General features: G+C 54.8%; 11 protein-coding genes. 4 read left to right on the top strand and 7 right to left on the bottom strand.

Features of this window, described 5'->3' with window-relative positions; translation table 11 throughout:
* A partial coding sequence (locus DD606_RS09155) for a LysR substrate-binding domain-containing protein (RefSeq protein ID WP_255573094.1) occupies positions 1 to 246 on the top strand: 246 nt, incomplete at its 5' end.
* Between the two features lie 17 nt (positions 247 to 263).
* Here DD606_RS09155 and purR read toward each other — a convergent pair.
* The gene (gene purR, locus DD606_RS09150; protein ID WP_129258548.1) at positions 264 to 1289 is read right to left on the bottom strand and encodes an HTH-type transcriptional repressor PurR; all 1026 of its coding nucleotides are present in this window, start codon (positions 1287 to 1289) and stop codon (positions 264 to 266) included.
* A gap of 297 nt (positions 1290 to 1586) precedes the next feature.
* Between purR and DD606_RS09145 the strand changes: the two genes are divergently transcribed.
* Together DD606_RS09145 and DD606_RS09140 are read left to right on the top strand one after the other, a co-directional pair.
* A complete protein-coding gene (locus tag DD606_RS09145) occupies positions 1587 to 1676 on the top strand; it encodes a YnhF family membrane protein (RefSeq protein WP_003857632.1) in 90 nt (29 codons plus the stop codon).
* A gap of 161 nt (positions 1677 to 1837) precedes the next feature.
* A complete protein-coding gene (locus DD606_RS09140; RefSeq protein WP_003857631.1) occupies positions 1838 to 3004 on the top strand; it encodes an MFS transporter in 1167 nt (388 codons plus the stop codon).
* Between the two features lie 37 nt (positions 3005 to 3041).
* Here DD606_RS09140 and sodB read toward each other — a convergent pair whose 3' ends face one another.
* A complete protein-coding gene (gene sodB / locus DD606_RS09135; protein ID WP_003857629.1) occupies positions 3042 to 3623 on the bottom strand; it encodes a superoxide dismutase [Fe] in 582 nt (193 codons plus the stop codon).
* A gap of 122 nt (positions 3624 to 3745) precedes the next feature.
* Positions 3746 to 4504, bottom strand: coding sequence for a C40 family peptidase (locus tag DD606_RS09130; RefSeq protein WP_023313959.1), 759 nt, complete (start codon positions 4502 to 4504; stop codon positions 3746 to 3748).
* 338 nt (positions 4505 to 4842) lie between these two features.
* On the opposite strand from DD606_RS09130, the gene grxD reads away from it, so the two are divergent.
* Positions 4843 to 5190, top strand: coding sequence for a monothiol glutaredoxin 4 (gene grxD, locus DD606_RS09125; RefSeq protein ID WP_003832760.1), 348 nt, complete (start codon positions 4843 to 4845; stop codon positions 5188 to 5190).
* A gap of 79 nt (positions 5191 to 5269) precedes the next feature.
* Here the strand turns inward: grxD and rnt are convergent, their stop codons facing one another.
* The 4 genes from rnt to DD606_RS09105 all read right to left on the bottom strand — a co-directional run bounded on the left by rnt (position 5270) and on the right by DD606_RS09105 (position 8283).
* The gene (gene rnt / locus DD606_RS09120) at positions 5270 to 5929 is read right to left on the bottom strand and encodes a ribonuclease T (RefSeq protein ID WP_003857625.1); all 660 of its coding nucleotides are present in this window, start codon (positions 5927 to 5929) and stop codon (positions 5270 to 5272) included.
* Between the two features lie 96 nt (positions 5930 to 6025).
* Positions 6026 to 6433 carry a lactoylglutathione lyase gene (gloA, locus tag DD606_RS09115; protein ID WP_003857623.1) on the bottom strand — a complete coding sequence of 136 codons (408 nt, stop codon included), beginning with the start codon at positions 6431 to 6433 and terminating at the stop codon, positions 6026 to 6028.
* A gap of 99 nt (positions 6434 to 6532) precedes the next feature.
* Positions 6533 to 7630 (bottom strand): alkene reductase, encoded by a 1098-nt coding sequence (locus tag DD606_RS09110; RefSeq protein WP_015570682.1) that lies wholly within the window; start codon positions 7628 to 7630, stop codon positions 6533 to 6535.
* A 53-nt stretch (positions 7631 to 7683) separates the two neighbouring features.
* The gene (locus tag DD606_RS09105) at positions 7684 to 8283 is read right to left on the bottom strand and encodes a TetR/AcrR family transcriptional regulator (RefSeq protein ID WP_003857618.1); all 600 of its coding nucleotides are present in this window, start codon (positions 8281 to 8283) and stop codon (positions 7684 to 7686) included.
* Positions 8284 to 8288: the final 5 nt, after the last annotated feature.

The raw sequence follows: 8288 nt of genomic DNA, 5'->3' as shown, positions 1-8288 counted from the left end.
GACTGGGAGTCGTCAGCCACCTGTCTGAGCGCGGGGCTGTGCGTTGGCATGGTGCCGGTGCATTTTGCGCGCCCGCGCATCGACGCGGGAGAGTGGGTGGCTCTGACGCTGGAAAACCCCTTCCCGGATGCCGCATGCTGTCTGACGTGGCAGCAAAACGACGTCTCGCCCGCCATGGCCTGGCTGCTGGATTATCTGGGAGACAGCGAAACGCTGAACCGGGAGTGGTTGCGGGAACCAGCATAGCTGGCCCCGGAAAGTGATTAACGACGGTAGTCGCGGAACGGACCGTCCGCAACGGAACGGCGTTCTATCAGGCGCGGGTGAACTTCAATGGACTGGGACTGTTCACGCTTGTTGACGATCCTGTCCAGCAGCATGTTGAAGGCCGTTTCACCCAGCGAATCTTTCGGCTGGTGAATGGTGGTCAGCGCCGGGGTAAAGAAGCGGGCGTTGCGCACGTTGTCATAGCCGATCACCGAGATATCCTGGGGGACGCGCAGGCCGAGTTCATCTGCCGCGCATAGCGCGCCCATCGCCATGATGTCGCCGCCGCAGAACACCGCGGTAGGGCGATGCGGCTGGGAGACGATCTGCTGCATGGCGCGATAGCCTGACTCCGGCTCGAAGTCGCCCTGAACAATCCAGTTTTCCGGCACGGTGATCAGCGCCTCTTCCATCGCTTTCATGAAACCGGCCAGACGGCCAGCACCGGTGTTACGCTCCAGAGGACCCGGGATCACGCCAACTTCACGATGACCGCGTTCTACCAGATAACGCCCCGCCATGTAGCCGCCTTCAAAGGCGTTATCAATAACGGAGTCGGTGAAGTCTGCGCGCGCCTCGCCCCAGTCCATGACTACCATCGGAATGTGGCGATACTCTTCCAACATGGAAAGGACCGACTCAGGGTATTCAGAACACATTACCAGCAGGCCGTCGACGCGCTTTTGCGCCATCATTGACAGGTAAGCGCGCTGTTTTTCAATGTTGTTCCACGCATTGCCCAGAATCAGGGTATAGCCTTTCTGGAAGCAGTTTTTTTCAACGGCTTCGATGATTTCAGCAAAATAGGCCGCTTCACTGCTGGTGGCCAGCAGGCCAATCGATTTGGTGTGATTAACCTTCAGGCTGCGGGCGACGGCACTTGGCGAGTAGTGCAGTTCTTTGATTGCCGCCCAGACGGCATTACGCGTCTCTTCAGCGACGAAACGCGTTTTGTTAATAACATGTGATACGGTTGTAGTGGAAACGTTTGCGCGTTTTGCTACGTCTTTAATTGTTGCCATTAAATGTCACTCCAGACCATATCCTAAGCTCCTGAAAAAATTGAAGGTAAACGTTTGCCTTCTCTCACCCTTATTACGCAAACATGAGTTGCGACACGCCGGGAAAACGACACAGGACGTCAGGAGGGGGTCAGTGGCCGGTACGCTAATAAATTTAGCGTGGAATTTTGTCCTATCTTGATGAAAAGGGGAAGAGGTAAAGTGGATATCCGTTTAAATCCTGGAAGATTTTTGACCTGAACTGTGTAAAAATGAGCAAGCTCACTTTTCGTAGGGTGAATAAAAGGAGAAAAATTGATGAGTACCGATCTGAAGTTTTCGCTGTTTACCACCATTGTTGTTCTTGCTCTGATTGTTGCCGGTGGTTTAACCGCTGCACTGCACTGATTCAGGCGGAGGGAGAACCTTCTCCCTCTCTTGCCGCTATTGTTACCTCTCCGGCAAAAATCTTTTGCCAAAATGTTAACTTCTCATTTTTTGTGATTGATGTCATGCTTTTGACTTCTTAGTTCTGTGCCGGGTTATGGCACGGTATCCGGAGCCTCTTCATGAAAATCAATTTTCCCCTGCTGGCCCTGGCGATTGGCGCCTTTGGGATTGGCACCACTGAATTCTCCCCGATGGGGTTATTGCCTGTTATCGCCCGGGGGGTAGACGTCTCTATCCCTGCGGCCGGTATGTTAATTAGCGCCTACGCGATCGGCGTGATGGTGGGCGCGCCGCTGATGACGCTGCTGCTTTCGCACCGTGCGCGCCGCAACGCGCTGATTTTCCTGATGGCGATTTTCACTCTCGGCAATGTGTTTTCCGCGATTTCGCCCGATTACACCACTCTGATGCTTTCGCGCATTCTTACCAGCCTCAACCATGGCGCCTTCTTCGGACTGGGCTCGGTTGTTGCTGCCAGCGTGGTGCCAAAACATAAGCAGGCCAGCGCGGTAGCCACTATGTTTATGGGCCTCACCATCGCTAATATCGGCGGCGTTCCCGCCGCCACCTGGCTGGGAGAAGCCATCGGCTGGCGTATGTCTTTCCTCGCAACCGCCGGACTGGGCGTGGTCGCGATGGTTGCGCTGTTCTTCTCACTGCCGAAAGGAAGTGCTGGAGAACGTCCGGAAGTACGTAAAGAGCTGGCGGTGCTGATGCGTCCTCAGGTGTTGTCCGCGCTGCTCACCACGGTGCTGGGGGCCGGGGCGATGTTTACGCTCTACACCTATATCTCCCCGGTGCTGCACGACATAACCCACGCAACGCCACTCTTTGTTACCGCGATGCTGGTGCTGATTGGTGTCGGGTTCTCGATTGGCAACTATCTCGGCGGGAAATTTGCCGACCGCTCCGTGAGTGGGACGCTGAAAGGTTTTTTAACGCTGCTGATTGTCATCATGGTGGCGATTCCGTGGCTGGCGCGTAACGAAGTGGGTGCCGCGATTGCCATGGTGGTGTGGGGCGCCGCAACCTTTGCCGTGGTGCCACCGTTGCAGATGCGCGTAATGCGCGTTGCACACGAAGCGCCGGGGCTCTCTTCATCGGTGAATATCGGTGCGTTTAACCTGGGCAATGCGCTGGGGGCCGCAGCGGGCGGGGCGGTGATCTCCGGTGGTTTGGGTTATAGCTTTGTGCCGGTGATGGGGGCGATCATTGCCGCACTCGGCCTGCTGCTGGTGATAATGTCTGGTCGTAAACAGCCTCAAGCGGTGTGTACGGCGGAATAAACAAAAACGCAGAAGGGCTGCCCCTTCTGCGTGTCTCTTACGCGGCGAAGTTCTTCGCAACAAATTCCCAGTTAACCAGTGCCCAGAAGTGTTCCAGGTAGTTCGGGCGCGCATTACGGTAATCAATGTAATAGGCGTGTTCCCATACGTCCACGGTCATCAGCGGCGTGGCGCTGGTGGTCAGAGGGGTACCCGCATTAGAAGTGGAAACGATAGCCAGTTTGCCATCAGCCTCTTTTACCAGCCAGGTCCAGCCGGAGCCAAAGTTTTTAACGGCTGCGTCAGTAAACTTCGCTTTAAAATCCGCGAAACTGCCGAACGCGGCGTTAATCGCTGCCGCCAGCTCACCGTCAGGTTCTCCGCCTGCATTCGGGGCCAGGCAGTGCCAGTAGAAGGTGTGGTTCCACACCTGTGCGGCGTTGTTGAATACGCCGCCGTCTGAACTGCGCACGATCTCTTCCAGCGTTTTGCCTTCAAAATCGGTGCCCTTGATCAGGTTATTCAGGTTGGTGACATAGGTCTGGTGATGCTTGCCGTAATGGTACTCCAGGGTTTCCGCGGAAATATGCGGGGCCAGGGCGTCTTTTGCATACGGTAGTGCAGGTAATTCGAACGACATTGCTTCTCTCCTTATAGTTTTATACGTTGCCAATAACCCTACAGACAACAAGGACAGAATAGCAAATTGAAAGGGTATGCAAAAGAGGAACTTACCCTGCCACAGAGGCGGCAGGGCAGGGGCTAGCGGATGGTTTTTGGCGTCATCACGCGGCGCGCACCCACATAGTGGCGCACCCAGTAATCTTCGCTGAGAGAGGTGATCTGAATGTCCTGACCGCTGCGCGGTGACTGGATAAATTTACCGTTACCCACATACACCCCAACGTGATCGGCCGTACCGCGTCCCTGGGTGCGGAAGAACACCAGGTCGCCATTTTGCAGTTCGCCACGGTTTACAGGGGCGGCGTCGCGCAGATGGTACATCTCATTGGCGGTGCGTGGAATGCGAAACTTCACCAGATCTTTATAGGCATAATAAACCAGCCCACTACAGTCAAAACCGGTGCGCGGAGAGGTGCCACCCCAGCGATACGGCTTACCTATTTGCCCCATCAGTTTGTTCATCGCCGTTTTTTGCGCTTTCTGCATGCGCGCTTTATGCACGTCAGCCAGCTTCGTCACTTTTGCGCATTTCGTTTTATGGCCTTTGCGCACGGTGCATTTTTCATTCACCAGGCTGGCGGTTGTGCGGGTGGTTTTGTGCGTGCCGGAGCGGAGAGTTTTGGTTTTACTGGAGGCGGTCTTTTTGGTCTGAGCGGTGATTTTCTTCTTAACTGTTTTGCTGGTGGTTTTTTTCTTACGTTCTGTGGATTTTGCCAGATGCGTTTTTTGTACAGCAGAATGCCGCGCCTGTTCAGAGGCGTTCGCCGCTGGCGTAAATGAGAGTGTGGTAAACAGTAAAGCACAGAGCGTCATCGAGATTTTAGTTATCCGCGCCACTGGGCAGTCCCCTGATAAATGCAGGCCACAATGCATACCCGCGTGAGATTTACAAAACCTGTCGATTCTAATCCATAAAATCAGAAGAAGTTAATAGCATTTTTCATTCAAAAATTATGTTTCGTTAGCAAGTGCAAAAAAATTCACCATTATGACGCACTCCTGTTCGCTCCTTAAGCAAAACCGCACCCCGTCTGGCGATAAACGACATTAGCAATGCAACTTTATGCGATAAGCGATAAAATAATTAGACGTGACAAAAATGTTATTTTCCGATGTCGGCCTGACCCGCTACAATGTCAGACTGATGCCGTAACAGAAGTTAAAGGAAGCAAGACATGAGCACCACTATTGAAAAAATTCAGCGCCAGATCGCTGAAAACCCGATTCTCCTGTACATGAAAGGTTCTCCGAAGCTGCCAAGCTGCGGCTTCTCCGCGCAAGCGGTTCAGGCGCTGTCCGCCTGTGGTGAGCGTTTTGCTTACGTTGATATCCTGCAAAACCCGGACATTCGCGCTGAATTGCCAAAATACGCAAACTGGCCGACCTTCCCACAGCTGTGGGTTGATGGTGAACTGGTTGGCGGATGCGACATCCTGATTGAAATGTATCAGCGCGGCGAACTGCAACAGCTGATCAAAGAGACTGCGGCGAAGTATAAAACCGAAGAGCCGGACGCAGAATAAGTTTTCTGCGGATATAAAAAAGCGACCACATTATGTTGGTCGCTTTTTTTTTGTCCTGGGGGGCTGTTGATAACCCAACCTACGATTGAAGATCGGCCTCGTCGCCCATCGGCAGCGGCCAGCCGCCCAGACGTTTCCAGCGGTTGACGATCTCACAGAACAGCTCCGCCGTACGCTCGGTGTCGTATAACGCGGAATGCGCCTGGGTACCGTCAAACGCAATACCCGCCGTGATGCAGGCTTTCGAGAGCACGGTTTGCCCCAGCGCCAGGCCGCTCAGCGCGGCGGTGTCGAAGGTCACAAACGGATGAAATGGATTGCGCTTTAGCGAGGCGCGCTCGGCGGCAGCCATGGTGAAGCTGTGATCGAACGTAGCGTTGTGGGCTACCATGATGGCGCGGCTACAGTCATTCTCTTTCATGCCTTTGCGCACCATTTTGAAAATGGCGTGCAGCGCCTCGTATTCGCTTACCGCCCCGCGCAGCGGGTTTGTCGGATCGATACCGTTAAAGGCCAGCGCCTCTGGCTGTAAGTTTGCCCCTTCAAAGGGTTCAACGTGGAAATGCAGCGTGGTGTCCGGTACAAGCCAGCCCTGTTCATCCATCTTCAGCGTGATGGCGGCAATCTCAAGCAGCGCATCGGTTTTAGCGTTAAATCCGGCTGTTTCAACATCAATGACAACGGGATAAAAACCACGAAAACGGTCGCACAGACCGGTAAATTGAGCGTTATCGGACATCAGGGTCTCTTACAAGGGGGAAAAAGCAGTGCGCATTATGGCAAATTTTGAGAGGGGATGCAGCAAAACAACGGGCGCATAGTGCGCCCTGCGGGATCAATTGCCCAGACCGCGACCAGCGTCTTTGGCTTCAATCAGTTCGATTTTATAACCGTCCGGATCTTCCACAAACGCAATGACGGTGGTACCGCCTTTAACCGGACCGGCTTCACGGGTGACGTTACCGCCATTGCTGCGGATACGTTCGCAGGCTTCGGCGGCGTTATCCACTTCCAGCGCGATGTGTCCGTAAGCCGTACCCAGCTCATAGCTGTCCACGCCCCAGTTGTAGGTCAGCTCGATGACCGCTTCATCAGATTCCGGGCCGTAACCGACAAACGCCAGAGAGTATTTATATTCCGGATTTTCGCTGGTGCGCAGCAGCTTCATGCCCAGAACGTTAGTGTAGAAATCGATGGAACGTTGCAGGTCGCCAACGCGCAGCATGGTGTGAAGTAGGCGCATAATTTCCTCATTAACCAGTGGAATGGATTATCTTTTTGAACAGAAACGATGTTTTAGTATAGCGGCGAAAGGTCGCCGCTATCAATGTACAAAGCGGGATTACAGTGAAGGGTAGTCGGTATAACCTTCCGCGCCGCCGCCATAGAAACTTTCAGGGCGCTGCGGGTTCAGTTCGGCTTTCTTCTGCAAACGGGCAACCAGATCCGGGTTAGCAATGTAGTCACGGCCAAAGGCCACGGCGTCGATCAGGCCTTTCCCGATCAGATCTTCAGCTTTCTCTGCCGTATACGCGCCCGCCCCGATAATCACGCCGTGGAAGCGCTCGCGCACTTTCTGGCGGAAGGCTTCACTATAAGGCTTGCCGCCTGCCCAGTCCGGCTCGGACATGTGCAGATAGGCGATACCACGTTTCGCCAGCTCTTCAATCAGATACAGCGCGTCTGCTTCTTCGTTCGGACCGTTGTCGACGTTCTGGAAAGTACCGATCGGGGAGACACGAATACCAATGCGGTCTGCGCTCCACTCATTACAGACAGCATCCACCACTTCAAGCACCAGACGCGCGCGGTTTTCAACGCTGCCGCCGTACTGGTCGGTACGCTGGTTGGAAGAAGGGGACAGGAACTGATGCAGCAGGTAACCGTGCGCAGAGTGCAGCTCAACCAGGTCGAAGCCCGCTTCACGAGCGTTGGCGACGGCCTGACGGAAATCATTCACAATACCCGGGATCTCGTCTAGCTCCAGCGCGCGTGGCGTGGTGGTGTCAACGCGGATCGCATTACCGTTTTCATCGCGCAGGGAAGTGCGGGTATTGGCGTTCAGGGCAGAAGCAGAAACCGGCGCCTGACCGCCAGGCTGGATGCTGCTGTGTGAGATACGACCGGTGTGCCACAGCTGAACCGCAATACGGCCATCTTCAGCATGAACACCTGCGGTGATTTTTTTCCACGCGGCGATCTGTTCCGGGCTGTGCAGACCCGGCGCACCGGCGTAGCCTTTTGCCTGGGCAGAAATCTGCGTGGCTTCGGAAATAATCAGGCCCGCGCTGGCGCGCTGACGATAATACTCACCCATCAATGGCGTTGGGATATCGCCCGGCTCGATGCTGCGCAGACGGGTGAGTGGGGCCATAAACACGCGGTTTGGGGCAGTAACGGCACCCACTTTCAGTGGGGTAAACAGCTTTTCAGCGGACATAATGGCTCCTGAGTAGACCAGTCGACTAGTAAAAGGGTAAATAAAAACGCCGGCTACACGCCAGGCGCGGTTATACAGTTTTTCACGTGCGCCAGCGCGCTTTCGAGCGGCACGGCGCTGCGAGACATTTTTGCTTGCAGGTTGGCGCCTAACCAGAGGGAATAGAGCACCTGTGCCTGCGTGAGCGGATCGCCGGAGAAGGAGAGCGTTTTTTCATTGCGCCCGCTCTCCAGCGCCTGAGCCAGCAGGGCAATCACGCCGCTGGCCCCTTTATCCATGGCGGTGCGCATATCTTCGGAGAGATCGCACACTTCGGCAGACAGTTTTACCGTCAGGCAGCCGCTGATGATGCCCTGCTGACAGAACTGCGTCAGCGTTTCCTGATAGTAGTTCAGAACACGATCCCGGTAGTCACCTTCACCGCTGGCGAAGTGGGCTGCCAGGCGCTGATGGTAGCTGGCGTAGTGCCGCTCCAGCATGGCAACGCCGAACGCCTCTTTGGAACGAAAATAGTGATAAAACGATCCCTTAGGTACTTCAGCGGTTTTTAACAACTCGCTAAGCCCCATCCCGGTAAACCCGCGATGCATGCAAAGGCGCTCGCCGGTAGCCAGCAAATGTTCTCGTGTATCGTGTTCAGTGTGTCTGCTCATGCCCT

Source organism: Enterobacter cloacae complex sp. GF14B, assembly GCF_004136805.1.
Taxonomy (GTDB): Bacteria; Pseudomonadota; Gammaproteobacteria; order Enterobacterales; family Enterobacteriaceae; genus Enterobacter; species Enterobacter hormaechei_C.
Note: the sequence above shows the minus strand (reverse complement) of the source record. Positions and strands in the feature narration are given on the sequence as shown.

Bases quoted from the DNA above. Each gene is read 5' to 3' on its own strand.
- purR (WP_129258548.1), bottom strand. From the start codon at position 1,289: ATGGCAACAATTAAAGACGTAGCAAAACGCGCAAACGTTTCCACTACA.
- DD606_RS09145 (WP_003857632.1), top strand. From the start codon at position 1,587: ATGAGTACCGATCTGAAGTTTTCGCTGTTTACCACCATTGTTGTTCTT.
- DD606_RS09140 (WP_003857631.1), top strand. From the start codon at position 1,838: ATGAAAATCAATTTTCCCCTGCTGGCCCTGGCGATTGGCGCCTTTGGG.
- sodB (WP_003857629.1), bottom strand. From the start codon at position 3,623: ATGTCGTTCGAATTACCTGCACTACCGTATGCAAAAGACGCCCTGGCC.
- grxD (WP_003832760.1), top strand. From the start codon at position 4,843: ATGAGCACCACTATTGAAAAAATTCAGCGCCAGATCGCTGAAAACCCG.
- rnt (WP_003857625.1), bottom strand. From the start codon at position 5,929: ATGTCCGATAACGCTCAATTTACCGGTCTGTGCGACCGTTTTCGTGGT.
- gloA (WP_003857623.1), bottom strand. From the start codon at position 6,433: ATGCGCCTACTTCACACCATGCTGCGCGTTGGCGACCTGCAACGTTCC.
- DD606_RS09110 (WP_015570682.1), bottom strand. From the start codon at position 7,630: ATGTCCGCTGAAAAGCTGTTTACCCCACTGAAAGTGGGTGCCGTTACT.
- DD606_RS09105 (WP_003857618.1), bottom strand. From the start codon at position 8,283: ATGAGCAGACACACTGAACACGATACACGAGAACATTTGCTGGCTACC.